General features: G+C 72.1%; 16 protein-coding genes and 2 tRNA genes. 7 read left to right on the plus strand and 11 right to left on the minus strand.

The window, feature by feature from the left end; all coding sequences use genetic code 11:
• Positions 1–10: 10 nt before the first annotated feature.
• The 6 genes from cysN to ACLIRP_RS08720 form a co-directional block, all read right to left on the minus strand.
• Positions 11–1,951, minus strand: a complete 1,941-nt coding sequence (gene cysN, locus ACLIRP_RS08695; RefSeq protein WP_412063577.1) for a sulfate adenylyltransferase subunit CysN — start codon at positions 1,949–1,951, stop codon at positions 11–13.
• Between the two features lie 87 nt (positions 1,952–2,038).
• Positions 2,039–2,953: a sulfate adenylyltransferase subunit CysD gene (cysD, locus tag ACLIRP_RS08700; RefSeq protein WP_412063578.1), complete on the minus strand. Its 915-nt coding sequence runs from the start codon at positions 2,951–2,953 to the stop codon at positions 2,039–2,041.
• 117 nt (positions 2,954–3,070) lie between these two features.
• On the minus strand, positions 3,071–4,816 hold the full coding sequence (locus ACLIRP_RS08705) for an SLC13 family permease (protein WP_412063579.1): 1,746 nt from the start codon (positions 4,814–4,816) through the stop codon (positions 3,071–3,073).
• A gap of 106 nt (positions 4,817–4,922) precedes the next feature.
• Positions 4,923–5,753, minus strand: a complete 831-nt coding sequence (cysQ, locus tag ACLIRP_RS08710; protein WP_412063580.1) for a 3'(2'),5'-bisphosphate nucleotidase CysQ — start codon at positions 5,751–5,753, stop codon at positions 4,923–4,925.
• A 53-nt stretch (positions 5,754–5,806) separates the two neighbouring features.
• Entirely contained in the window at positions 5,807–6,757 is a 951-nt protein-coding gene (locus ACLIRP_RS08715) for a UDP-glucuronic acid decarboxylase family protein (protein WP_412063581.1), read from the minus strand.
• A 72-nt stretch (positions 6,758–6,829) separates the two neighbouring features.
• The gene (locus ACLIRP_RS08720; protein WP_412063582.1) at positions 6,830–8,236 is read right to left on the minus strand and encodes a UDP-glucose dehydrogenase family protein; all 1,407 of its coding nucleotides are present in this window, start codon (positions 8,234–8,236) and stop codon (positions 6,830–6,832) included.
• 290 nt (positions 8,237–8,526) lie between these two features.
• Here ACLIRP_RS08720 and ACLIRP_RS08725 point away from each other — a divergent pair, with 290 nt between their 5' ends.
• The 3 genes from ACLIRP_RS08725 (at position 8,527) to ACLIRP_RS08735 (ending at position 12,552) form a co-directional block, all read left to right on the plus strand.
• A complete protein-coding gene (locus tag ACLIRP_RS08725) occupies positions 8,527–12,183 on the plus strand; it encodes a choice-of-anchor B family protein (RefSeq protein WP_412063583.1) in 3,657 nt (1,218 codons plus the stop codon).
• 172 nt (positions 12,184–12,355) lie between these two features.
• Positions 12,356–12,428 (plus strand) — tRNA-Lys (locus tag ACLIRP_RS08730).
• 40 nt (positions 12,429–12,468) lie between these two features.
• Positions 12,469–12,552: transfer RNA gene (locus tag ACLIRP_RS08735), tRNA-Leu, on the plus strand.
• A 111-nt stretch (positions 12,553–12,663) separates the two neighbouring features.
• Here ACLIRP_RS08735 and ACLIRP_RS08740 read toward each other — a convergent pair.
• On the minus strand, positions 12,664–14,283 hold the full coding sequence (locus tag ACLIRP_RS08740; RefSeq protein WP_412063584.1) for a sensor histidine kinase: 1,620 nt from the start codon (positions 14,281–14,283) through the stop codon (positions 12,664–12,666).
• A gap of 172 nt (positions 14,284–14,455) precedes the next feature.
• Complete coding sequence (locus tag ACLIRP_RS08745) at positions 14,456–17,389, minus strand: WD40/YVTN/BNR-like repeat-containing protein (protein WP_412063585.1); 2,934 nt, start codon at positions 17,387–17,389, stop codon at positions 14,456–14,458.
• A 123-nt stretch (positions 17,390–17,512) separates the two neighbouring features.
• Here ACLIRP_RS08745 and ACLIRP_RS08750 point away from each other — a divergent pair, with 123 nt between their 5' ends.
• Entirely contained in the window at positions 17,513–17,947 is a 435-nt protein-coding gene (locus ACLIRP_RS08750) for a DUF1232 domain-containing protein (protein ID WP_412063586.1), read from the plus strand.
• Between the two features lie 199 nt (positions 17,948–18,146).
• Here ACLIRP_RS08750 and ACLIRP_RS08755 read toward each other — a convergent pair whose 3' ends face one another.
• Positions 18,147–18,503 carry a nuclear transport factor 2 family protein gene (locus tag ACLIRP_RS08755; protein ID WP_412063587.1) on the minus strand — a complete coding sequence of 119 codons (357 nt, stop codon included), beginning with the start codon at positions 18,501–18,503 and terminating at the stop codon, positions 18,147–18,149.
• A gap of 25 nt (positions 18,504–18,528) precedes the next feature.
• Positions 18,529–19,272 (minus strand): endonuclease III domain-containing protein, encoded by a 744-nt coding sequence (locus tag ACLIRP_RS08760; protein ID WP_412063588.1) that lies wholly within the window; start codon positions 19,270–19,272, stop codon positions 18,529–18,531.
• 76 nt (positions 19,273–19,348) lie between these two features.
• Here ACLIRP_RS08760 and ACLIRP_RS08765 point away from each other — a divergent pair, with 76 nt between their 5' ends.
• Positions 19,349–19,819, plus strand: a complete 471-nt coding sequence (locus ACLIRP_RS08765) for a GNAT family N-acetyltransferase (protein WP_412063589.1) — start codon at positions 19,349–19,351, stop codon at positions 19,817–19,819.
• A gap of 207 nt (positions 19,820–20,026) precedes the next feature.
• Positions 20,027–21,571 (plus strand): hydroxymethylglutaryl-CoA reductase, encoded by a 1,545-nt coding sequence (locus tag ACLIRP_RS08770; RefSeq protein WP_412063590.1) that lies wholly within the window; start codon positions 20,027–20,029, stop codon positions 21,569–21,571.
• 52 nt (positions 21,572–21,623) lie between these two features.
• Here ACLIRP_RS08770 and ACLIRP_RS08775 read toward each other — a convergent pair whose 3' ends face one another.
• On the minus strand, positions 21,624–22,175 hold the full coding sequence (locus tag ACLIRP_RS08775; protein WP_412063591.1) for a hypothetical protein: 552 nt from the start codon (positions 22,173–22,175) through the stop codon (positions 21,624–21,626).
• A gap of 331 nt (positions 22,176–22,506) precedes the next feature.
• Here ACLIRP_RS08775 and ACLIRP_RS08780 point away from each other — a divergent pair, with 331 nt between their 5' ends.
• Positions 22,507–24,882 carry a protein kinase domain-containing protein gene (locus ACLIRP_RS08780; RefSeq protein ID WP_412063592.1) on the plus strand — a complete coding sequence of 792 codons (2,376 nt, stop codon included), beginning with the start codon at positions 22,507–22,509 and terminating at the stop codon, positions 24,880–24,882.
• Positions 24,883–24,901: the final 19 nt, after the last annotated feature.

Raw genomic sequence — 24,901 nt, forward strand, 5'->3', positions numbered from 1 at the left:
AGGCGCCGGGCTAGGCCGGGGAAAGGATCCCGGCGTCGGTGAGGTGGGCGATCACGGCGTCGGCGGCCTCCTCGACCGTCATCGAGGCCGTGTCGAGGCGAAGCTCCGGGGCCTCGGGTGCCTCGTAGGGCGCCGAGACGCCGGTCAGGTTCGGGATCTCGCCCGCCTCCGCCTTCGCGTAGATCCCCTTCGGGTCGCGCTCGCGGGCCGTCTCGAGGTCGACGTCGACGTGGACCTCGACGAACCGGCCCTCGTCGACGAGCGCGCGGACGGCGTCGCGGTCGGCGCGGTACGGCGAGACGAACGTGCACAGCGTGACGGCGCCGCTCTCCAGGAAGAGCCGGGCGACATGTCCCACGCGGCGGACGTTCTCGCGGCGGTCGGCCGGGCTGAACCCGAGGTCGCCGTTGAGCCCGTGGCGCACCTGGTCGCCGTCGAGCAGCATCGTCTTGACCCCGCGCTCGAACAGGCGGCGCTCGACCTCACACGCGACCGTCGTCTTGCCGGCGCCCGAGAGCCCGGTCAGCCAGACGACCGCGCCGCCGTGGCCCTGCGCCGCCTCGCGCTCGGCGCGCGGGATGTTGAGCGGCTCCCAGACCACGTTCGGCGAGACCGGCGCCGCGCCCGCCTCCGCCAGGTCGCCGAGGTCGTCGGCCGTCCGGGCCTCGCTGCGGATCATGCCCGCCGCGACCGTCGCGTTCGAGTACGGGTCGATCAAGATGAAGGCGCCCGTCGCCTTGGCCTGGAGGTACGGGTCGAAAAACAGCGGCGCGGCCGTCGTCACGCGGATGCGGCCGATGTCGTTGAGGCCGAGCGTCGCCGCGTCCTCGCGGTGCAGCGTGTCCACGTCGACGCGGTAGACGACCGTGTCGACGAAGGCCTTGACCTCGCGCGTGGTGTGCCGTAAGAGGTAGTGGCGGTCCGCCTGCAGCGTCTCCTCAGCCATCCAGCAGACCATGGCCTCGATCTCGGTCGCGACCGTCGGGATGTTCTTGGGGCGAACGAGCATGTCGCCCCGGCTCACGTCGATCTCGTCGGCCAGCGTGATCACGACCGCCTCGCCCGCGTGCGCCTCCTCAAGGTCGCCGTCGAGCGTGGTCACGGACTCGACCGTGGAGCGGGTGCCGGCGGGCAGCGCCAGCACCTCCTCGCCGGGCCGGATCGCGCCGCTCGCGACGGTCCCCGCGAACCCGCGGAAGGTCTGGTCGGGGCGGATCACGGTCTGGACCGGGAACCGGAAGTCGCGCAGGTTGCGGTCGCCGACGACCGAGACGTTCTCAAGGTGGTGGAGCATCGTCGCGCCCTGGTACCACGGCATCGCCGCGCTGCGGTCGACCACGTTGTCGCCCTTGAGCGCTGAGACGGGGATGAACTCGATGTCGCCGAGGTCGAGCTTGGCCGCGAACGCCTCGAATTCGTCGACGATGGCGTCGAAGACGGCCCGGTCGTAGCCGACGAGGTCCATCTTGTTGACCGCCACGACGACGTGCGGGGTGCCGAGGAGCGACGCGATAAAGGCGTGGCGCTTGGACTGCGTCTGGACGCCGCGCTTGGCGTCGATCAGGATGACCGCGAGGTCCGCCGTGCTGGCGCCGGTCACCATGTTGCGGGTGTACTGGACGTGGCCCGGCGTGTCGGCGATGATGAACTTGCGCCGGGGCGTGGCGAAATAGCGGTACGCCACGTCGATGGTGATCCCCTGCTCGCGCTCGGCGCGCAAGCCGTCGGTCAACAGCGCGAGGTTGGGGACGCCGTCGTCGTCCATCCCGCGGTCCTTCGAGGCCTCGGCGACGGCTTCGAGCTGGTCCTCGAAGATCGACTTCGAGTCGTACAGCAGGCGCCCGATCAACGTGCTCTTGCCGTCGTCGACGGACCCGGCGGTCGTGAACCGCAGCAAGTCCATGTCGAGGTAGGCGTCTTGGCTGGCGGTGTCGAGGGAGGCGGTGCCCATTGGAGATGCGTGATGCGTGATGCGTGACTCGTCGATGGCCGATCCACGACGGGCGTGAAAGTCACGCGTCACGGATCACTCGTCACCCTAGAAATAGCCCTGCTTTTTGCGGTCCTCCATGGCGGCCTCGGAGCGCTTGTCGTCGTGGCGCCCGCCGCGCTCGGTCTGCCGCGCCGCAGCGACTTCGCCGATGATCTCGGGCAGCGTGCGCGCGGTGCTCTCGACGGCGCCCGTGCACGTCGCGTCGCCGATCGTCCGGAACCGGATCGTCTGGCGCGCGACGGTCTCGTGCGGCTGGGGGATCACGAAGTCGGTGACCGCCAGCAGGGTCCCGTGGCGGTCGAAGACGTCGCGCTCATGCGCGAAGTAGAGGTGCGGGATCTCGACCTCCTCGAGCGCGATGTACTGCCACACGTCCATCTCCGTCCAGTTGCTCAGCGGGAACACGCGGAAGGTCTCGCCCACGTTCTTGTGGCCGTTGTACAGGTTCCAGAGCTCGGGGCGCTGGTTCTTGGGGTCCCACTGCCCGAAGCGGTCACGGTGCGAGAAGAAGCGCTCCTTGGCGCGGGCCTTCTCCTCGTCGCGCCGCCCGCCGCCAAACGCCGCGTCGTAGCGGTGCTCCGCGAGCGCGTCCAAGAGAGGCACGATCTGGAGCCCGTTGCGGCTCGCCTCCGGGCCGGTCTCCTCGACGACGCGCCCCCGGTCGATGGCGTCCTGCACGCTCGCGACCTCGAGGCGGACGCCGAGGTCGGCGACCAGCTTGTCGCGGAAGGCGATCGTCTCCGGGAAGTTGTGCCCCGTGTCGACGTGCAAGAGGGGGAACGGGATCGGGGCCGGGTGGAACGCCTTGCGGGCGAGGTGCACCATCAGGATCGAATCCTTGCCGCCCGAGAACAGCAGCACGGGCCGCTCGAACTGGGCGGCCACCTCGCGCATGACGTGGATGGCCTCGGCTTCGAGTGTGCGGAGGTGCGACGTACGCGGGGCGCGGTCTCTGGCCATCGGTGCGATCGGGGGGGGGGGACTAAGCTAGTGGAGGCCCGCCCACCAGCCGGTGCCTTCCTGGTTACTTGATGTGAGCCGCTACCCAATGCGCGCCTCGCGCCGACGCCGGCGGAGTCAGAGCCAGACGACGACGCAGACGGCCATCGTGACCGCGAACACGATCAGGCTGACGGGCAGGCCCGCGCGCGCAAAGTCGGTGTAGCGGTAGCGGCCGGCGGCCATCACCATCAGGTTGGTCTGGTAGCCTATGGGCGTCAGGAAGCTGGCGGCGCTCGCGATGGTGACGGCGACGGCGAACGGGAGCCACGGCACGCCGAGGTCGGCCGCGACGGCGAGCGCGACGGGCAGCATCAGGACGGCCGAGGCCTTGTTGGTGATCAGTTCCGCGAGCCCGTTCGACAACAGGTACACGACCGCGAGCGTGGCGACGGGCCCGAGCGGCGAGACCCGCTCGATGCCGGCCGCCGCCAGTTGCGACAGCCCCGTCGCCTCGACCGCCGCGCCGATCCCGAGCGCGGCGCCGATCACGATCAGAACGGGCACATCGATGGCGCGGCGCAGGCCCGCGCCCCGCAGGCAGCCGGTGACGACCATCCCGAGCGCGGCGCAGAAGGTGGCCGTCGCGAGGGGTAGCACGCCGAACGCCGTCAGCCCGATGGCGCCGCCCAGGAGCGCGAGGGCGACGGGCGCCCGGCGCGAGACGATGCGCGGAGCGCCGACGGGCGAGACGAGCGCGAAGTCGTCGGCGAGCGCACTGAGCCGGGCCGCCAGCGTCTTGCGGCCCTCGACCAGCAGCAGGTCGCCCGCGCGGAGCGGGACGCGGCCGAGCCCGCCGGACACGTCGTGCGCGCGCCGTCGCAGCGCCAGCACCACGCCGCCGTAGCGCTCGCGGAAGCCGATCTCGCGCAGCGTCTTCCCCTCCAGCCGCGAGCCCGCCGCGACGACCACCTCGAAGAGGGGCAGGTCCTGGGCCTCGGCCGTCGGCGCGGTGCGGACGAGGCCGGGCCGCGCCAGCAGCTCGTCGAGCTCAGTCGGGTCGCCCACGAACGAGAGCACGTCGCCCGTGAGCACGGTCGACTCCGGCGCGGCGTCGGTGGCCCGGCCGTCGCGCGTGATCCGGGCCAGGAAGGCGGCCCCGAGCGTCCGGAAGCCAGCGGCCTCGACGGTCGCGCCCGCGAACGGGGCGTCGGCGGCGACCGCCAGCTCGAAGTGGTAGCCCCGCCGCGCGTCGGTGTCAGACACCGCGTCGTTGGCGGGCAGCAGCCGGTGGCCGACGAGCGCGTAATACAGCACGACGGCGACCACGGCCGGGACGCCGACCCAGGCGAGCGTGAAGAAGCCAAACCCGGGCAGCCCCTCGGCCTGCAGCAGCCCGTGGACCACGACGTTCGTGCTCGTCCCGATCAGCGTCAGCCACCCGCCGACGATCGCGGCGGTCGAGAGCGGCATCAGCAGCTTCGAGGCGGGCGGCGTCCCCCCTTTCCGATGCCACGCCTGGATGCGCGGGATGAGCATCGCCACGATCGGCGTGTTGTTGAGCACGCCCGACAACAGCGCCGTCGGTCCCATGATGCGGGCGACGGCCGGGCCGGACGTGGTCGACCGCGGCCGAAGGAGGCCGTCTAGAAACCCCAGCGCGCCCGTCCGGTCGACGCCGGCGGCGACCACGAACAGCGACGCGATCGCGACGACGGCGGGGTTCGCGAACCCGGCGAACGCCTCGACCGGCCCGACGATGCCCGCCAGCAGGAGCAGCCCCAGCGTGCCCAGCAGCACCATGTCGACGCGGGCCACCCCGCGGACGAGGGCCGCCACCATGAGCGCGAGCGCGCCGAGCGTGTACCAGGCCTGCCAGGTCATCGGAAGGGCAAGGGGAACGGGGAACGGGGAAAAGGGCGGGGCCCACGGGTCGTCTCAAGGCCCCTGAGAGAGAGGCCCCTTGCCACGTCCGTCTTCTCTCTTGCCCTCATTGAGCCAGCCACTCGCGCCACTCGAGCCCGGCGTCGCCCCAGGCGAAGACGGACGGGTTGCGGAGGTCGTCCTTGTTGTACGCCAGCCGTTTTCCGTCGCGCGTCGAGACGCCGCCGCCGGCCGCTTCGACGACCGCCTGGGCCGCGGCGGTGTCCCACTCGAATGTCGGGACCGTCCGGGGGTAGAGGTCGGCGGCGCCCTCGGCGACCAAGCAGAACTTGAGCGACGAGCCCATCGAGGCGCTGGACACGTCCCGGCCCGAGTCCTCGGCGTTGTCGATGATGCCGGCCACCTCGGCGCCCGCGTGGTCGCGACTGGCGACAATCGTCAGCGCGTCGTCCGGGGCGGGCCGCGTCGCGATGCGGACCGGCTCGGCGTCGCCGGTCTGCTTCCACGCCTGGCCGTCGGCCGCGAAGTACGTCACGCCGTGGACGGGCACGTGGACCACGCCCAGAACCGGCGCCCCGTCCTCAACGAGGGCGATGTTGACCGTGAACTCGCCCGAGGTCACGGGCGGGCGGTCCGAGCCGGCGACCGGCGAGCCCTTGATGAACTCCTTGGTGCCGTCGAGCGGGTCGACGCACCAGAACCGGCGCCAGCTTTTGCGGGCGGCCACCTCCGACGCCGGCGACTCCTCGGACAGAACGGGCACGTCGGCGCCGGCGCGGAGGGCGGCGGTGATGGTGCGGTGCGCGGCGAGGTCGGCCTGCGTCAGCGGCGAGTCGTCGGCCTTGGCATCGACGGTCAGCGGCTGGCCGTAGTAGCCCAGGATGGCGTCGCCGCCGGCGCGGGCGGCGTCGAGGGCGAGGCGGATGAGGTCGGTCACGGGGCGGGGGGACGGGCGGGGCAAGATCGCCCCGGCGCCTCTCCCCTGCCGCGCTACCCGGCGGCCTCCTCGGCGACGCGCTGCCGGAAGTAGTCGAGCGTCCGCGCGAGCCCGTCGGCGCGGTCGACCCGGGGGGTCCAGCCCAGGATCTCGCGCGCCCGCGTGATGTCCGGCTGGCGGACCTGGGGGTCGTCGGCGGGCAGGTCCTCGAAGGTGATCGTCGAGTCGGAGCCGGTGAGCGCGACGACCTCTTGGGCGAACTCGCGGATCGAGACCTCGTCCGGGTTGCCGATGTTGACCGGGTCGGCCTCGTCGGAGTGGAGCAGCCGCCACAGCCCCTCGATCAGGTCGTCGACGTACTGGAAGCTCCGCGTCTGGGAGCCGTCGCCGAAGACCGTAATCGGCTCGCCGCGCAACGCCTGCCCCATAAACGCCGGGAGCGCGCGGCCGTCGTCGAGCCGCATCCGCTCGCCGTACGTGTTGAAGATCCGGACGATGCGCGTTTCGACACCGTGGTAGCGGTGGTACGCCATCGTGATGGCCTCGGCGAACCGCTTGGCCTCGTCGTAGACGCCCCGGCTGCCGACCGGGTTGACGTGGCCCCAGTAGGTCTCCGGCTGCGGGTGGATCTGGGGGTCGCCGTAGACCTCGGACGTGCTCGCCAGCAGGAACCGGGCGCCCTTGGCCTTCGCCAGCCCGAGCGCGTTGTGGGTCCCGAGGCTGCCCACCTTGAGCGTCTGGATCGGCAGCCGCAGGTAGTCGATGGGGCTGGCGGGGCTCGCGAAGTGGAGCACGTTGTCGACTGGCCCGGCGACATACGTGAACGTCGAGATGTCGTGGCGCAGGATCTCGAAGCCCGGTTGGCCGACGAGGTGTGCGACGTTCTCTGGGTTGCCCGTGATGAAGTTGTCGAGGCAGACCACGTCGTGCCCTTCGGCGACAAAGCGGTCGCACAGGTGGGAGCCGAGGAAGCCGGCGCCGCCGGTGATCAGGGTGCGGGGCATGGGGAGTGGGGCGTGAACCGTAGGACGAGGGAAAGGCGACACCACCGAGCGCGGAGTCCCGCGCTCCACGGACTACGCACCCGACATCGGCGTGACGAACGGGCGGCCGACGGAGTGGTACGCGAACCCGGCGGCGGCCATCCGCTCCGGGTCGAACACGTTGCGGCCGTCGAAGATGACCGGGACCCCGTCGGGCCCCGCGTTCATCAGGTTGCGGACGCGGTCGAGGTCGGGGCGGCGGAACTCGGGCCACTCGGTCGCGATGACGAGCGCATCGGCCCCGTCGATGGCGTGGTAGCCGCGGTCGGCGTAGCGCAGCGAGCCCGGGCCCTCGACCGGCTCGCGCGCGAACGCCGCCTCGGTCGTCTCTCGGGCCTCCGGGTCGAACGCGACCACGTCCGCGCCGAGCCGCACCAGCTCGCGGATGATGACATGCGCTGGGGCCTCGCGGACGTCGTCGGTGTGGGGCTTGAACGCGAGCCCCCAGACCGCGACGGTCTTGCCAGCGAGGCGGCCGTCGGTGCCGATGGCCTCGACCACGCGGGGCACCATCGACCGGCGCTGGCTGTCGTTGACGCGGAGCACGGCGTCCAGGATCTCGAAGTCGTAGCCCTCCTCGCGCGCCGTCCGGTGGAGCGCCTGGACGTCCTTGGGGAAGCAGCTCCCGCCGAACCCGATGCCGGCGTACAAAAACTTGGGGCCGATCCGGGAGTCCGTCCCGATCCCGCGCCGCACCTTGTCGACATCCGCGCCGACGCGCTCGCACAGATTCGCGATCTCGTTCATGAACGTGATCTTGGTCGCGAGCATCGCGTTCGCCGCGTACTTCGTCATCTCGGCCGAGGGCTCGTCCATGACCAGGATCGGGTTGCCAGACCGGACGAACGGCTCGTAGAGCCGGCGCATGACCTCGGCCGCCCGCTCGGACCCGGTGCCCACGACGACGCGCTCGGGTTTCATAAAGTCCTCCACGGCCACGCCCTCGCGCAAAAACTCGGGGTTCGAGACCACGTCGAAGTCGACGCCCTCCTCGAGCCCGTGGGCCGCGAGCGCGGCCGTCACGCGTGCGGCCGTCCCGACGGGGACCGTGCTTTTATCGACGATGACCTTGTAGCCCCAGCCCGTGCCGTCGGCCGCCTTGGCGTCGGCGAGCATCTTGCCGAGGTCGTCGGCGACGCCGAGCACGTAGCGGAGGTCGGCCGCGCCGCCCTCGCCCGGAGGCGTGGGCAGGGCCAGGAAGACGGCCTCGGCCGACTCGACGGCCTCGGCGAGGTCGGTCGTAAAGTGCAGGCGCTCCTCGCGGCGGCCGCGGTCGAAGTAGACCTCGAGGCCGGGCTCGTAGATGGTCAGCCGCCCGTCGCGCAGGCTCTCGACCTTGCCGGCGTCGATGTCGACGCAGACCACGTCGTTGCCCATCTCGGCAAAGCAGACGCCCGAGACCAGGCCTACGTATCCAGTTCCGACGACGGCGATGTGCATAGCGAGAGCGGGGGGAGAGTCGGGAAGGTATCGGAGGGCCGGGCGCAGGGTGTAGCCCCGCCCCGGCGACGTGGACGCCCGCACGCCCGCGAGCGCCCCAATGGCCGCTGTGTTCCCCGTAAACACACGAAAGCGATTCCCGGCGCGCCGTGCCGGCGCAAGGCGCTGGCTGGAGGGCGGTGGCCGTCGGGAGGCGCCTCCCCGGCCTCGTCGCCCGCGCCGGGGGCACACATTGGTTGCGCAGGTGGCCGCTCCGCTCCATCTTCGGACCGACTCATTCCCCTATCTCCATGCGTTTGTTTGTCCTGGCCCTGATGGCGGCCCTGAGTTCGGCGGCCTCGGCCCAGGCCCCCTGCGCCGCCGGCTCGGCGGCCGGCTACCCTTGCGATGGAATCGACCTGATGGCCCACCTCGGCCTCTCCGCGTTCGCGTCGCCGGGCTCGGGTGCGCCCTCGGCCGCGAACGACATCTGGGGCTGGACGCATGCCGCCAGCGGCCGCGAGTTCGCGCTCGTCGGCCTGACCAACGGCACGGCCTTCGTCGAGGTCACGACGCCGAGCGCGCCGGTCTTCCTGGGCAAGCTGCCCACGGCCACCTCGTCCTCGTCGTGGCGAGACATCAAGACCATCGGGGACCACGCCTACATCGTCTCGGAGGCTGGGAGCCACGGGATGCAGGTGTTCGACCTGACTCAGCTGCTCGCGGTCGACGGCCCACCGGTCACGTTCGCCGCCGGCACGACGTACACGGGGTTCGGGAGCGCCCACAACGTCGTCGTGCTGGAGGCGGCGGACCTGGCGGTCGGCGTCGGCGCCTCAACGTGCGCCGGCGGCCTCGAGATGGTCGACGTCTCGACCCCGCTCGCGCCCACCCCCGCCGGCTGCTTCTCGGCCGACGGCTACACGCACGACGCGCAGTGCCTGATCTATAGCGGTCCGGACGCGGACCACACCGGCCGGGCCATCTGTGTGGCGAGCAACGAGGACACCGTTACCATCGTCGACGTGACCGACCCGAGCGCCCCGGTCCAGATCGCGCGCGCGTTCTATCCGACCCCGAGCTACACCCACCAGGGCTGGTTCACCGACGACCAGCGCTACTTCATCGTCAACGACGAGCTCGACGGCAACAGCTCGACACCGACGCGGACGCTGGTGATGGACCTCCTCGACCTCGACGACCCGGAGTTCGCCTTCGCCCACGACGGCACGTCGAGCGCCTCCGACCACAACCTCTACGTCGTCGGCCCCCGGGTCTTCCAGAGCAACTACACGGCGGGCCTGCAGGTCCTGGACGCGGCGGCGATCGGGAGCGGCGCGCTGTCGATGGTGGCCTACTTCGACACGGAGCCTGCGACCAACGCGCACGGCGCGAGCACGGGGACGGGCGGCCAGTGGAGCAACTACCCGTACTTCGCCAGCGGGACCGTCGTCGCGAGCGACATCAAGAACGGCCTGTTCGTGCTCGCCCCGCGCGACGGGTCGTCGGGCACGGCCGACCTCTCGCCCAGCGCGCTCGACCTCACGGTCGCCCCCGGCGAGACGGGCCGCGCGACGCTGACGCTGGCGAACACGGCGGGCACCGGCGACCTCCTGTACACAGCCTCGCTCGGGGCCCTGTCCCAGCCGGCCGCCGACCGGGTGGCGCTGCCGTCCCCTCCCCCGCCGTTTGTCGGGGAGCCGCTCGTGTCCGGCGCCGTCAGCGGGCGGCCCGGCGCCGTCGACCCCGGCGCGGACGCATTCGGCGCCAGCAAGGGCAGCGTGGAGTTTGCCGCCCGCCTGGGCGACGGCGGCCCCGACGCCTTCGGCTACGCCTGGATCGACTCCGACGAGCCCGGCGGCCCGGCCGTCGCGTTCCAGGACATCTCGAGCACAGGTACGCCCATCGCCTTCTCCGGCAACGACGAGGGCTCGGCCACGCTCACCCTCCCCTTCGCGTTCCCCTTCTACGGCGCTAGCTACACCGAGGTCGGCGTCTCGACAAACGGCTACGCGGCCTTCGCCTACAGCCAGGACTACTCGAACGGCCCGATTCCGTCCGCGGTCACGCCGAACGGCCTGCTGGCGCCATTCTGGGACGACCTCCACCGGCGCTCGGGCACGGCCTACAGCGGCACGCTGCCCGACGGCCGGTTCGTCATCCAGTGGACGAACTGGGGCACGTACGTGCCGTCGTCCGGCGTCGACCTGACGTTCCAGATCCTCCTCTCCGACGACGGGTCGATCGAGTACCAGTACGGCACGCTGACGGGTCCGCTCGACAGCGCGACGGTCGGCATCGAGGACGAGGACGGCGCCGTCGGCCTCCAGGTGGCGCTCAACGCGGCCTACCTCCGGTCCGACCTCGCGATCGCCTTTACTCAGCCGACGCGGTGGGCGACCCTCTCCGGCCCGGCGAGCGGCGTGATCGGCCCCGGCGGATCGGTCGGGTTCGACCTCGACGTCGACGCCACGGACCTGCCGGAGGGCGTCTACACGACCGAGATCACCGTCTCGACGAGCGACGCCGCCGCCGAGATCACCGTCGTCCCGGTGACGCTGACCGTCGGCGGCTCGACGGCCACCTCGTCCGTCGTGATCGCCGGGGCCCGCGGGGCCCGGTTCCTCGGGCCCCCCGCGGCCGGGATGACCGTCGACGACCTCGCGGCCCAGAACCTCGTCCGCGGCGTGCCCGGGTACTTCCCCGACCACCCCAAGCCGACCCTGTGGACCGGGTACGACACGGCCGCCGGCCGGTGGCTCCCCGACGGGGGCGCCGGACACGAGCTCCCGCTCGGCCGCGCGGTCCGGTGGTACCTCCTCGACCGCGACGGGGTCGGCGACCCCGCCGTGAGCGAGAGCCGGGCCCTCCCGTTCACGCTCGCGACCGGCCGCCCGGTCAACGACCGGTTCGTCCGGGTCCCGCTCGACACCGGGGGCAACCGGTTCAACCACCTCGCCAACCCGTTCGCCGAGCCGCTCGACGTCTCGGGGATCCGGTCGTGGCAGGGCGGGGGCGGGCTCTCGCGGAACACCGGGGTCTACACGTACGACCCGGCCACGGCGACGTGGGCCGAGGCCACGACGGTGGCCCCGTGGCAAGCGTTCCGGTTCCGGGCCCGGGGCCCCCGCCGGAACGGGAACCCGCGCGTGCTGACCATCCCTTCGGACGCCCGGGTCCCCGCCGCGCAGGCGGCCCGGGCGGCCGGCCCGACGGCCCCCGGCCTCCGGTTCGCGCTCGAGGCGACCTCGGAGGCCGGCCGCCCGCTCCGCGACGCCTCGCTCGCGGTCGCCTTCGACGCCGAGGCGACCGCGGCGTTCGACGCCGACGAGGACACCGAGAAGTTCCAGCCCCCGGCCACGGCGTACGCGCTCGTCGGGGCCCGCGTGGGCCGGGCGCTGGCGACCCGCGACGCCCGGCCGTTCGCCCCCGCCGAGGTCCCGCTCGCCGTCGAAGCGCGGGGTACGCGCGGCGACGCGACGCTCCGCTGGGACGCGAGCGCGCTCCCGGCCGGGCTGCCCGTCGTGCTCGTCGACCTCGCGACGGGCGAGGAGGTCGACGTCCGGGCGCGGTCGAGCTACGGGTTCCGGCTCGCGCCGAGCCCGGCGCTCGACGACGTCCCGCTCGACGACCTCGCCGACCCGGCCGCGGCGGCCGACCGGTTCGTGCTCCGGATCGGGGCCGCGCTCGCGAGCGCCGGGGACGTGGCGGCCGTCGCGCTCGAGGCGCCCGTCCCGAACCCGTCGGCGGGCGGCGCGCGTCTCGAGTTCGGGGTCCCCGAGGCCGGCGCCGTCCGGCTGAGCGTGTTCGACGCGCGGGGCCGAGAGGTCGCCGTGCTCGTCGACGGGCCGCTCGCGGCGGGCCGGCACGAGGCGGCGCTCCCGGCCGGGCTCGCGGCCGGGGTGTACGTCGTGCGGCTGGCGGCCGGCGGTGCCGTCGTCAGCCAGCGCGCGGCCGTCGTCCGCTGAGGCGCCGCGCTCGGTTCTGTTCGGGGGCGTCGGCCTCGAAGCGAGAGCCCGCCGCCAGCCGGCAGTAGGCGCGCGCGTCTTAGCCGCCGCTCCACACGGGCCCATTGCCCACGGGCCGGGCACGGGTCTAGTTTGGACGCCTGCCCGCCGGAGAGGCGCGAGCCCCTCCTCTGGCTCCGTAGCTCAGTTGGCAGAGCAGCTGGCTTTTAACCAGCGGGTCGTAGGTTCGAGCCCTACCGGAGTCACACCTCGACCGAGTTCTTTCTAGCGCCCTGTGCGCACCCTGCCCGGGTGGTGAAATTGGTAGACACGCACGCTTGAGGGGCGTGTGGAGTAAAATCCGTGCTGGTTCGAGTCCAGTCCCGGGCACGTCACGAGCGGCCGTTGCAGCGATGCAGCGGCCGCTTTTTTGTGGGCGTGGCGGGTCCACGAGGCTCCTGCTGAACGCGCGTTCGCGCCTGGCCTGTGCCGAACCGCCCCTTACGACGTCGCCTCCCGGACCGGGGCCGGCATCGCTTTCGGGGGCGCCAGACCGGTCAGCCCGACGGTGAACGTGGTCCCCTCCCCTTCTTCGGTCTCGACGGTCAGCTCGCCGCCGTGCCCGTGGACGACGATCTCGTAGGCCAGTGACAGGCCGAGGCCGGTGCCCTCGCCGGTCGGCTTCGTGGTGAAGAACGGCTCGAAGATCTTGGTCCGCGCGCCCTCCGGGATGCCCGGACCGTTGTCGGTGATGCGGACGCGCGCGCCCTTCCCCCACGGCCGCGACTCGACCCGGAGCACGGGGGCAAACCCGGGCTCGCCCGCTGCCGCCCGCTCGCGGAGCGCCTGGAGCGCGTTGTCGAGCAGGTTGAGGAACACGCGGCCCATCTCCTCGGGCACCATCACGACCGTCCCGACGGCCTCGTCGAGGTCGAGGTCGAGCTCGACGTTGAAGCCGGAGTGCTCCGCGCGCATGCCGTGGTACGCCAGCCCGACGTACTCCTTGAGCAAGCTGTTGAGCGGCGCCTCCCGGCTCGGGCCGGGCTGGGCCCGGCTGTGCGCCAGCATCGACCGGATGATGCCGTCGGCGCGTCGGCCGTGCTCGCGGATCTTGAGCGCGTTCGAGCGCATGTCGTCGAGCAGGTCGGCCGACTCGTCGAGGGCCTCGCCGACCGGCCGCTCGGGGACCTCGCGGACCTCCTCCTCGAAGTCGTCGAGCAGCTCGACCAGGAGCTGGGCGAAGTTGTTGACGAAGTTGAGCGGGTTCTTGAGCTCGTGGGCGACGCCGGCCGTGAGCTGCCCCAGCGACGCCATCTTTTCCTGCTGCACGAGCCGCGTCTGCGCCGCCTCCAGCCGCGCCAGCGACGCCGTCAGCTCGGCCTGCTGGGCCTCGAGTTCCGCCCCGCGCGTCTCCAGCTGCTCGCCCCGCGCCGCGAGCCGGTCGCGCAGCCGCGCCAGCCGCTGCGTGCCCCGGTACTGCCCCCGGCGCCCTGCGTACAGCGCCGCGCTCATCGCCGTCGACAGGAACGTGACCAGGAGCAGAAACGACAGGCGGCGGACCGCCTCGCCCGCGTCGACCAGCGAGCCCGTCGTGCCCGCGAGTGCCAGCGCGCCGGTGTGGAGGACGGTGATCAGGCCGCCCAGCAGCATCGTCTGGATCGGCTGAAACGGCACCGTTCCGACGGTGAACAGCAGCAGCAGCGACAGCCACGCGGCCATGAACTCGAGGTCGCCCCGGACCAGCTCCTCCCACGTGATGACGAGCGAGCCGACGAGCACGAACAGGGCCACCAGCCACCGCCCGAGCACCAGGCCGGGCCGGAACCGGGCGACCACGAAGAACACGGCCGCCGCCGCGTACACGAACAGTTTGTCGGACAGGGCCTCCCCGATCTGCGTCGCCGAGTCGCCCACGTCGCCGACGCCGCCGCCCCCGACCATGCTCGTCACCACGACGGCCATTCCGACGCCAACCAGCGCCACGATCCCGAACAAGCCGGCGACGCGGAGCCCGATGACCGTCGCCCCGTCGAGCACGGCGCGGAACCCGGGGTCGTGCTCGGCGCGCGACGGGGCGACGTAGCGCTCCCAGAGGACGCGCAAGCGGACAGATGGAGACATCGGCGAGGGTGGGGCGGCGGGGGATACTCGGGCCGTCCGGCTTTGTCCCCGACGGCCCGAGCGGCCGCGAGCGGGGGCCGCGGGCCGGCAATCAGCGAGCGGGGCGGAACGGAGGCGAGCGGAAAGCGCCCTCCGACGCCCATCTCCTCCCTCGGCTCCCCTGCCCCCCAACTCAGGGTGCCTTTTTGCGGGCGCGGCTGCGCGGCGGCGGCGCGGCCTCCACGACGAGAGGTGCCGTCGCCGTCGCCCCGCCGACATCGACCTCGACGACGTACTCGCCGGGGACGAGGTAGAACGCGCCCGTGTCCTCGCCCGCCTCGGCGTCGTCCGACAACGCCCGGTCCGCGCGCAGGGCATACATCGTCAGGTTGAGGCCCGGGTCGGCGGCGTCGGTGAACGAGTGGACCGCGGTGCCAGCGGCGTCGAGGATGCGGACCGTGGCGGTCCCGCTGTCGGCGGACCAGTACGCGATCTCGACCTCGGGCTCGCGGGGGTCGGACCACGTGTAGCCGATCGTCCCCCAGTCGTCGCGGTGGCGCGTCGTGTCGGGCGCGAAGACGTGGACGGCGCGCGCGCGGACCGCGGCGGTCAGGTCCGCGATGTGCCCGGTGTCGGCGATCCAGATCGACCGTCCGTGCGTGCCGACGACCAGGTCGCGCTCGCGCGCCTGGACCACGAGGTCGTGGACGGGAGCGCGGGGGAGCGTCACGCCCTCCCCCACAGTGTCGAACGGGCCGGGCGCCTCGGGCGCGGCGGCGCGCTGGCCATGGAACGGCGCGAAGCTCGCGCCGCGGTCGAGCGACACGTAGAGCCCGCCGTCGGTCCCGACGTAGAGCACGTCGGGGTTGTGCGGGTCCTCCTTCGCCACATTCACCGGCTCGGCGGGCAGGTCGGTGCCGAGCCGGGTCCACGTGCGGCCGAGGTCGTCGGAGGCGAAGACGTGGGACGCGAAGTGGTCCCAGCGGTAGCCGTTGAGGGCGACGACGAGCCGGTCGCGATCGTGGCCGGAGAGCTCGACGCGGCTCACCCACAGGTCGGCGGGCAGGCCGACCGAGCGGTCCTGCCAGCTTTTGCCGCCGTCGCGGCTCGTCCACACCCGGCCGTCGTCGGTGCCCGCCGCCAGCAGGCCGAACTCGAGGGGTGACTCGTGGAGCGAGGTCAACGTGCCGTAGGGGACGTCGCCGGGGCGGCCGCCGCCGGTCAGGTCGGCGGACATGGTCTCCCACGTCTCGCCCCGGTCGAGCGAGCGGTGGACCTTGTTGGACCCGAAGTACAGCACGTCCGGGGCGTGGCGCGAGAGCCAGATCGGGGCCTGCCAATTCCAGCGGTACGGGCGCTCGCCGAGCTCGTGCTGCGGCACGATCCGCTCCGCCCGGCCCTCGCCGCTCCGGTTCGTGCGGAAGTAGTTGCCGAACTGGAAGCCGGTGTAGACCGTCCCGTCGCGGTCGTCGATCTGGACCTGCATCCCGTCGCCGCCGAGCAGGCGCCGGTACGGGTACTCGCCCTCGGCGCGCCAGCCCTCGCCAGCGTCGTAGTCGCTCGGGCCGACCCAGACGCCGTTGTCCTGGAGCCCGCCGTAGACGTTGTACGGCTCGGCGTCGTCAACGGCGACCGTGTAAAACTGCCCGACAGCCGGGCGGTTGAGCTTGGTCCACGAGGCGCCGCCGTCGTACGTCACGTTGAGGCCGCCGTCGTTGCCCGAGATGGCGTAGCCCGGGCGCGTGGGGTCGAGCCACAGGTCGTGATGGTCGACGTGGACGTGCGCGTCGTCGGCGCGCTGCCACGTCGCGCCGCCATCGACGGAGGCGACGAGCGGGACACCCATCACGTAAAGGCGGTCGGCGTCGTGCGGGTCGACGCGCAGGACCGAGAAATAGTAGCCGTAGGAGTAGAACAGGTCGTCGAGCGGGCCCTCGTGCGTGCGCGTCCACGACCGGCCGCTGTCGTCGGAGCGGTACACCTCAGCGCCGACGACGGGCGTGTCGAAGAGTTGGGCGTTCGCGTCTTCCAGGAAGGCCACCAGGTCGGCGGGCGTGATGCGGCCCTCGCGGACGTCGTCGAGGATGCTCTCGGCGGTGTAGCTGTACGGGACGTTGTTGGCGTCCAGGAAGGCGTTGAGGTCGTCTTCGGCGAGCGCGAGGAAGGCGTCGCGCGAGATCGTCCGGAGCACGTCGCGCGTGACGGCCGGGGCGTCGGGGTCGTCCTCGTCCGGCCGCCGCGCCTGGTTGTCGACGACGGCCCAGACGGTCGTCCCGTGCGTCGCCACGCCGATGCGGCCGACGGTCGCGCCGGTCGGGAAGCCCGAGCCTTCGATCGTCAGGCGGCTCCACGAGGCGCCGTCGTCGTCGGACGCCCAGATCGCCGAGCCGGGCCCGCCTTCGCGGAAGTCCCAGGCCCGGCGCGAGCGCGTCCACGTCGCTGCGTAGAGGCGGCCGTCGGCGTCCTGGGCGAGGTCGATGGCGCCCGTGTCGGCGTCGAGCGCGAGGGTGTGCGCCCACGTCGCGCCGCCGTCGGTCGTGCGGAAGACGCCGCGCTCGGGGTTCGGGGAGTACAGGTGGCCGACGGCCGCGACGACGGCGTGCCCGGGCGCGGCGCCGAGCACGATCTTGCCGATGTGGTGGGTCTCCGCCAGCCCGAGGTGCGCCCACGAGTCGCCGCCGTCGGTGCTCCGGTAGACACCGGTCCCGGCGTACGACGACCGCGACGAGTTCGCCTCGCCGGTGCCGACCCAGATCGTCGGTTCGTCGCCCTCGGCGTCGGTCCAGTCGACTGCGAGTGCGCCGACGGTGATGGTGGGCATGTCGTCGAAGAGCGGCTCGAAGCTGGCGCCGCCCGTCGTGGTTTTCCAGACCCCGCCCGAGGCATACGCGACGATCATCGTCGACGGGTCGCCGGGCTTGCCCTCGACGGCGGCCACGCGGCCACTCATCACGGTCGGACCGACCGAGCGGAACGGGATCTCCGCCAGCGGGCTCTCGCCGTCGGGCACGACGAGCCGCTCGGCGGCGGGCGTCGGCGCGATGGCGTTCGGGAGGTGGACGACGGGGTCGACGTTCTGGGCCAGCGCGGGGGCGGCGAGGACGAGGGCGAGAGCGAGGGCGCGCATCGGGGCGAGAGGGTGGGCCGTGAAGGTAGCGGGGAGCCGCCCGGGGTGGGGCCCGGGCACGAGCCGTCCGGCAACCGCGTTCGGGCCTCGCCGTACGTTGCCCTCTCTCTCTCCCCCGTCGCTGTGTCCAAGACCGACCGCACGACCGCCAAGCGCGGCCTCCGCCTCGTCCGCGAGGACGCCGAAGAGCTCGCCGACAACCCGAGCCGGCTCCGCGCCGTCATCCGCCGGGCCCAGGCCCAGCTCCGCGACGACCGCTCGCGGCTCGGCACCCTGCGCGACGACGTGCCCCGGCTCACCCGCCTCGGCTCCGCCGTCGCCCGGGGCGACTACCGGCACCTCCCCTGGAAGAGCATCCTGTTCATCGCCGCCGGGCTCCTCTACTTCGTGACGCCGGCCGACCTGATCCCCGACTTTATCCTGGGCACGGGCTTCCTCGACGACGCCGTCGTGGTGGCGTACGTCATGAAGGCCATCCGCGACGACCTGGCGCGGTTCGAGGACTGGGAGCTCCAGAACACGCCCGCCGACCCGGAGACGCTCAACCCGCCGTACTAGGCGCTCGCGGCGCCGATGCCCTCCGGGTGCGCGCTGCCCCCAGCGCCGGGAACGGGGAACGAACAGAGGGCGCTCGGTACAAACCATCCGCCCGCCTCGGCGCGTGTGCCGAGGCGGGCGGATGTCCGGAGGCGGAGCGAGGACGCGAGATGGGGCGGTCAGAGGGCGGTCTGCCCATTCCCCTTCCCTCGTTGCCCCCTTACAGCTTGTAGAAGCGCTCCTCGGTGATCTGGCCGTCCTTCCACGTCTGAACGGCGACTTGGTCGTAGGTCTGCGAGCCGAAGTCGGCGTGCGTGAAGTCGAAGTGCCACTCGACGAGCGCCTTGCCCTTGTCCTCGTCGACGGCGACCGACTTGACCTCGGCGCCACGGAACTCGGTGAGGCCGTTGACGAAGACCTCCTCATACTGGCGGTTGATGTCCTTGCCTTTGCGGGGCGGCTGGCCGGCGTCGATCATCACGACGTCGTCGGCGTAGTAGTCCTCGAAGGCGCCGAGGATGTCGCCGTTGAGGATGCGGGCGTTGAGGTCGTCGACCTTGGAGCGGAGCTCTGACATGGGAGTGCGGGGGGGTGTCGGCCTGTTATTTGTTTGAACAAGCATTGTTCCCACGCGCCCCCTTCCCCGCCCACACGCACAGGTCGTAGACCGGGCACCGCCCGCACGCCGGCGCCCGCCAGCGGCAGCACCGCTGCCCGTGGAGCATGAACACCTCGTGGTGGTCGTAGACCTGCTGGGCGTCCCAGTCGGCGGGCACGAACGCCGCGAGCGCGTCGTGCGACGGCCCGACCGCCATCGACTCGGGGATCAGGCCCAGTCGCTGGGCCACGCGGTGGTGGTGGCTGTCAACGGGGAGGGCCGGCACGCGCAGGCGGCTGAACAGGAGCACGGCCGCGCTCGTGTTCGGGCCGACGCCGTTGATCTGCTGGAGCCAGCGCCGTGCCTGGTCGGCGGGCCAGTCGGCGAGCGCGTCGAGCGAGAGCCCGTCGGTCTCGGGCGCGTCGGTGACGGCGCCGAGCACGGCCTGCACGCGCGGGGCCTTCTGCTCGGGCCAGGTGCACGGCGCGAGCGCCGCCTGGACGTCGGTCGTCGGCGCGTCGCGGACGGCCTCCCACGTCGGGAAGCGCTCGCGGAGCTGGCGGTAGGCGCGGGCGCTGTCGGCGTTCTTGGTCCGGTGCGACAGGAGCGCCGAGACGAGCTCGCTAAGCGGGTCCTTGGTGGAGAAGAACGGGACGGGGCAGCCGTAGGCGTCGCACAGCGCGTCGTGCGCCGCGAGCGCCTTGTCGCGCAGGGCGGCCGGGTCGGGTGGGGGCGAGAACAGGTCCATACGCGCCCCACGCCCGGCGCCGCGAGCGGTTTGGGGCTGCTAGCTTTTCCGGGCCCTCCCCATTCCTAATCCCGCCATGCCGTCCGTCCGCCGCGTCCCCGCCGCCGTCGTCCGTCCCCTGAGAACCGCTGTCTTGCGCCCGGGCTGGACCGACCGGCTCGCGAGCTACGACCAGGACGACACTGTCGCCGCCCACGTCGCCGCCTTCCGGGACGGGGCGAGCGAGCCCGACGGCGTCGGCACGGTCTACGCCGAGGCGCCGCCGGCCGAGCTCCGGGGCGAGATCCCCCCCGCCGCGTACGCCGACGGCGCCGCGTGGCGCTTGCGGGGCATGGCCACGTCGGAGGCCGCACGGGGGACGGGCCTGGGCCGCCTCGTGCTCGACGGCTGCTTCGACGCGGTCCGCGACGACGGCGGCCGCTTTCTGTGGTGCAACGCCCGCGTGGGCGCCCTCCCCTTCTACGAGCGGCTGGGGCTGGCGGCCGTCGGCCCCGAGTTCGACATCCCGGAGATCGGGCCCCACTTCGTGATGTGGACGGCCGTGTGAGTGGGCGTTGGGGGCGCAAACAGGGTCGGTACCGCCCCCCCCAGCCTGCCCGCGCGGAGGCGAGGCTGGGAGCGGGCGACCGGCACCGCGCCGTCCGGCGAGACGTCCCTCCCCCTGCCTCGGCGCCCTCCCAGCACTCGGGGCCGTCCCGCGCGGGCGGCCCCGCTTCAGGCTAGCTTCACACGCGCCCCTCTCCTCCCCTGCCCGATGAAAATCCCCTCCCTCGTCCTCCGCCAGCTGTACACGAACGGGAGCCTGACCCCGACCGACAACGGCGTCGCGTTCAGCCTCAAAAACCGGCTGACCGACGCCAAGCTGGCGGGGCTGAAGAGCGTGACCGTCGACGGGACGACCGTCGGGGCCGACCAGATCGTGCTTGGGCTTGACGACGGGAGCACCCGGCCCGCCGCCTCCGTCACCCCGGCGAATCCGATCGACTTCCCGCTCCGCCGGATCGTGACGATCCATGTGCCCGGGGTCTCGGCCGAGGAGGGTGTCCACCAACTCAAGCTCGAGTTCTCGATCGCGGGGATGGGCGACCTGTCGTTCAAGGTCAAGGACTCCGTCGCCCCGCCGCGGCCCGACCGCGTAACGGTCCCGCGCGACCGCGAGGACGACTTCTCAGACGCCGCCATCCAGGCGCGGCAGGCGTTCGTCGAGGCGTACACCGGGAAGACGTTCGAGCACGTCAAGAAGTACTCGTTCGACCCCCACATCACGGCGGGGAATGTGGAGGCGTTCATCGGCGTGGCGCAGGTGCCGATCGGGGTCGCCGGGCCGCTCCAGGTCAACGGCGAGCACGCCCAGGGCGAGTTCCTGATTCCGATGGCGACCGCCGAGGGGACGCTCGTCGCCAGCTACAACCGCGGGATGAAGGTGCTCAACCTGTCCGGCGGCGTGAAGTGCACCATCTCCGACGACGCCATGCAGCGGGCGCCGGTCTTCATCTTCGAGGACGCCCGGGGCGCGCGCGACTTCAAGGTGTGGCTCGCCGAGAACTTCGACGAGATCGCCCGGCAGGCCGAGTCCACGACCTCCGTCGGCAAGCTGAAGGAGATCGACACGTACCTCTCGAACCACTTCGCCTTTAGCCGCTTCAACTTCTCGACGGGCGACGCGGCGGGCCAGAACATGGTCGGCCGGGCGACCTTCGCGGCGTGCTCGTGGATCCTGGAGAACAACGACTCGATCCGCCGCTTCTACCTCGAGTCCAACTTCGCGACGGACAAGAAGGCGTCGATGGTCAACATCATGAAGACGCGCGGCAAGCGGGTCACGGCCGAGTGCAAGATCTCGGGCGACGTGCTCCGCGAGGTGATGCGGGTTGAGCCGGCCGGGCTGGCGTACCACTGGGGCGTCGCGGCCGGCATCGGCTCCGTCTTGTCGGGCGCCAACAACAACGGGCTCCACAGTCCGAACGGCATCACGGCCCTGTTTATCGCGACGGGCCAGGACGTGGCGAACGTGTCCGAGAGCTCGGCGGCGATCCTGTACGCCGAGCACACCGACGACGACGACCTCTACATGTCGATCACGATCCCGTCGCTCATCGTGGCGACGTACGGCGGCGGCGTCGGGCTGGCGACCCAGCGCGAGTGCCTCGAGATGATGGGGTGCTACGGGAAGGGCGGGGTCCAGAAGCTGGCCGAGATCATCGCGGGCGTCGTGCTGGCGGGCGAGATCAGCCTGGCCTCGGCGATCTCGTCGAACGACTGGGTGTCGAGCCACGAGAAGTTTGGCCGCAACCGCTAGAGCAGCGCCCACAGACGGGGGCCCCGCCGCCAAGGCGGGGCCTCGTATGGAGTTATGGGCGGACGTGGACGTTGCCGCGCGTCGTCTCGCGGAGGTCGTTGCTGTTGCCGACGACGCTGCCGTCGGCGCAGTGCTGGTCCGCCGCGCCGTCGGCTGGGTCGAACCCGTAGGTCAGCTCCGTCGCGAGGTCGGTGCGGGGCTCGCCAAGGTCGACGACGGTCCACTTGGCCTCCTTTCCGAGGACGCCGGCGGCCGGAAACCCGTTGGAGTCGGAAAACTGGGTGATGATTCCGCCGACCCAGGCGGTCTGACCGTCGGGCGCCACCGTGAAGCACTTGATAGTGCCGTGGGCCCGGGACGAGTACCCCTCGGACCGGTAGTGCGTGGTCCAGTTGCCGCGAACGCTGCCGTTCGGGGAGCGGACGGCGTTGAAGGAGTACGTCTCCGTCGCACCAGCGCTCCCGATGGGGATCTCGACGTGGCCGGTCGCGGAGGCCCGGCCGTCGGCGTGGGCGCTTGCATCGGCGTGGGCGGTGAGGGGGGCCTCGTCGCACCCGGCGACGGCGAGGAGGAGGACGATGCTGAACGAGAGGAAGCGGGTCATGGCGCGTGGGGGCAGCGGGGAACAGAGATGAGCGAGCGAGCGCGACAAGGCTGTGGAGCCGCAAACGGCCGGCGAAGCTAGAGTTAACGGTCCAACTCTTGACCTCCTGGCCGAAATATTTTTGCCTCCTCCGGAACCGCCCTCGAGAGCATGGGAGCCCTCGCTGTGGGCGAGGGTACCACGTGATATGAGTCCCCACCGTCCAGGCCCCCGCGGCGAGCCCGTCCCCGAAACGGGGACGGATTCCGAACGGGTCGAGCCTCTCGCCCCTGTTGCTGGGCCTTCGCCTGATGCGCCGTACCCTCAAGGAGGTCCGACGTGACCGGCACCCATGCCCCCTCCTCCACCCATCCGCGAGGGCGAGACGATCGCCCAGTACCACATCGTGGAAAAGCTCGGGGGCGGCGGGATGGGAGTCGTCTACAAGGCCCGACACCTGACCCTCGGCCGCTTTGTCGCGTTGAAGGTCCTGCCCCCTCACCTCGTCGCCGACGAGGCGGCGGAACGGCGCCTCCTCCACGAAGCCCAGGCGGCCTCGGCGCTGGACCACCCGAACATCTGCACGATCCACGAGATCGGAGAGCACGAGGGACGTCTCTTTATCGCGATGCCGTGCTACAGCGGCGAGACGCTCAAGCGCAAGATCGAGCGCGGCCCCCTCCTCGTCGAGGACGCCGTCGACTTCGCCCGCCAAATGGCCGAGGGCCTCGCCCGCGCGCACGACGTCGGGATCACCCACCGCGACGTCAAGCCGGCCAACATCATGGTGACCGAGTACGGGCACCTGAAGCTGCTCGACTTCGGCATCGCGAAGGCGGCGGGGCAGGCCGACTTGACGCAGACGGGCGAGACGCTGGGGACGGCGGCGTACATGAGCCCGGAGCAGGTGCGGGGCGGCGCCGTGGACCAGCGGTCGGACCTGTGGGCGCTCGGGGTCGTGCTGTACGAGATGACGACGGGCGAACGGCCGTTCCAAGCGGCGTACGCCCAGGCGCTCATCTACCAGATCCTCCACGAAGAGCCGAGGCCGGCCCGGGCGCTCCGGCCCGAGATCCCGGAGCGGCTGGCGGGCATCGTGGAAAAGGCGCTGGCGAAGGAGCTCAGCGACCGCTACCAGCACGCGGCCGACGTGCTCGACGCCCTCAAGGCTCTAGACCAGGGCCCGGCGACGGAGGCCTCGGAGCCGCCCGCACGCTCCGGCCACCAACGTGGTCCCTGGGCGTACGCCGTGCTGGCGGCGCTCCTCGCCCTCGCCGCCCTGCTCACGGTTTACCTCTGGCGGGCGGCCGGGCCTGGCGAGACGCGTGGAGCGGCGGGGATGCAGCCTCCCCCCGGCGTCGGCGTCGCGTCGGTCGCGGTGTTGCCGTTCGAGAACCTGAGCGGCGACCCCGCCCAGGGTCCGCTCGCCGACGGGCTTTCCGAAGACCTCCTCCAGACGCTCGCCCGGTCTCCCGATCTCCAAGTCGTCGGCCGGACCTCATCGTTCGTGTTCCGCGATACGAACGCGCTGGCGGACTCGATCGGGCGGGCGCTCGGCGTCGCGTACCTCGTGCAGGGGAGCGTACGGGGCGACGGAGACCGGGTCCGGGTCTCGGCCCAGCTCGTCGACGCCGAGACCGGGTTCGAGGCGTGGTCCACCACCTACGAACAGGCGGCCGACGCCGTGCTCGACGTCCCCTACCAGATCGCCCGCGCCATCGCTCGGCGGCTCTCGCTCGCGACGGTGGTCGCCCGGGCCGAGCCTGGGACCTCGGACCCGGAGGCGTACGCGTTCGTCCAGCAGGCCGAAACCGTCCGGCGGCTGGGCCTCTCCACCCGCACGGCGACGGGCGAAGAAGCCGAGGCGCTGTATGCGCGCGCGCTCCACCGAGACGATGCGTATGCCGCGGCGTGGTCGGGCCTGGCCTGGGCCCGGTACCTCCGGGGCCCCGACACAAACGAGGAGTGGACCGAAGTCCGAGTCGCAGCGGCCCGGGCCCTGTCGCTCGACCCCGGGGACGCGGAGGCCCACCACCTGCTCGGAGAGGTCGCGCGGTACCGCGACCACGACGAGGACGCGGCCCTCGCCCACTTTGAGCGGGCGGTCGAGACAGACCCGAGCGACGCCTACCTCCGGGCCACGCTGGCCGAGTTGCTCGTCGGACAGCACCGGTGGGACGAGGCCCTCCGCGCGGCGGATCGAGCCGTCCAGCTCGGCCCGCTCGACGCGCTGGTCCTCAACATCGCCGGGATCGTGTACTACCGAGCTGGGCACTACCCTAGAGCGGCCCTCACCTTCGAGTCCACCCTCGCCCTCGCCCCCACGTTCTCGTACGCGATCCAGATGCTCTCCGCCCTCTACGTGTCCCAGGGCCGACTCGACGACGCACTCGGTCTCGTCGAGCGGGGGCTCGCGTCCCACCCCAGGGAACCTGCCATGCGGCGAGCGGCTGCGTACATCTACGCGAGCGCGGGACGGCGGGCGGAGGCGGAGCGGATGCTGGTTGGCAGCCGTTCGGCCTACCCCCGAGCCGTTGTCGAGGCCGCCCTCGGCGACTCCGACGCCGCGTTCGGCGCACTGGAGCAGGCCATCGCCGACGACGAGTACGCCCTGCATGAGTTGTCCGGCGGCCCACCTGACCCACGGTTGCGCGCGCTTTTCGACGACCCGCGGTGGCTCCCGTTCGTCGCCCGCGTCCGCTCGGACGAGTGGAGGGACGGCGGGTGAGGGGCCACCCGGGGGCCGC

The organism is Rubrivirga halophila (genome assembly GCF_046845755.1).
Taxonomy (GTDB): domain Bacteria; phylum Bacteroidota; class Rhodothermia; order Rhodothermales; family Rubricoccaceae; genus Rubrivirga.